This window comes from Campylobacter sp. GB48, assembly GCF_049221845.1.
Lineage (GTDB): Bacteria > Campylobacterota > Campylobacteria > Campylobacterales > Campylobacteraceae > Campylobacter_D > Campylobacter_D lari_C.
Genome location: NZ_JBMJAR010000053.1, coordinates 1 through 1,449, shown reverse-complemented (window position 1 = coordinate 1,449; position 1,449 = coordinate 1). Strand labels below are relative to the sequence as shown.

1 protein-coding gene is annotated in these 1,449 nt (G+C 29.5%); it reads left to right on the top strand.

Features of this window, described 5'->3' with window-relative positions; genetic code table 11:
- A partial coding sequence (locus ACOTVC_RS08685; protein ID WP_421628358.1) for a ShlB/FhaC/HecB family hemolysin secretion/activation protein occupies positions 1-1,449 on the top strand: 1,449 nt, incomplete at its 5' end.

Here is a 1,449-nt window from a genome sequence, read left to right as displayed (position 1 = left end):
ATCACTAATGAAAACACTAGCTTTAAAAAACTAGGCATTAAAGAAGAAGATTTACAATTACTTATTAGTGAGTTTAGTACTAGAAAATTTAGCTTACAAGATTTACAAGATATATCTAATATCATTGCTTATTATTTCCAAGTTAATGGCTATCCTGCAGCAACAGCTTATGTACCCCAACAAGAATTTGAAGATAGTGTGCAAATAAACATAGCCTTAGGAACCTTAGGTAAGTATATAATAAAGAATAAAACTACTATAAAAGATCATTTCATAGAAAGTAAGCTTAATGAAAGAATCAAAGGTAAAATCATCTCTACTAAACTCATAGAAGATAGTGTATATAAAGTCAATGAAATGTATGGAGTACAAACCCTAGCAGGTTTACAAGCAGGAGAGAATGTAGGAGAAACTGATGTAGTTATAGAAGTAGTACCTGATACTAAGGCTAATGTATTATTATATGCTGATAATTATGGTATTGAAAGTGCAGGGGATATTAGAGCTGGTATTAGTATAGGATTTAATTCTATATTTAATATGGGAGATTATTATAATTTTTACTTGCAATCAAGCAATGAAAATCAAATCAACTATGGGGCTAGTTATACTTTCTTTTTAGGAAATTTAAAAATTACTCCAAGCATATCTCAAGGTTCTTATTCTTTAGGTGGGGATTATGAAGGTTTAGGTTTTAGTGGTACTTCTAGAAATATTGGTGTAGACTTTTCTTATCCTGTATGGATTAATACTAATTCCTCTTTATACTTTACTTCAAGTATTTATCATAAAATACTTAGTGATGTAACCTTAGATCTTTTAACCTTTGATAAACATTCTAATGTAGGGAGTATGGGTTTAGAAGGTTTATTTAGAGGATTTGAGAATAATACCTTAAGTTATAGCGCAAAAGTAAGTATAGGTAAGGTATATGATGATGGTACTACTATATTTGGAAGTACATCTAAAAGTGGATCTAAAGGCTTTGGCTGGTTTAGAAAACTCAATGCTAGTTTGAATAATTATTATAGTATTAATGAATACATTACGCATACTTTAAATATAAACTATCAAAAGGTATTAGGGAATTTTGAATTAGATTCTTCTGAAAGTTCCTCTTTAGGTGGAGCTTATGGAGTAAGAGCTTATGATAATGGTGAAGGTGATGGAGATAATACCATAGTAGCTAACTTTGGTATAAGAATAAATATACCAAATACGAATTTTTATTTTACTCCTTTTTATGATGTAGGTTATGCTTGGTATGAAAAAGCTTCAGGAAGTAGATTAGCAGATGAGCATTTTTTAGATGCAGTAGGCTTACAAGTACTTTATAATAAAACTAATGAGTATTATATAAAGCTTGATGCAGCTAGAGCATTACATCAATACAAATACGATGATGATCATAGAATGAAATTATATTTAAGTGGTGGGGTGTATTTTTAA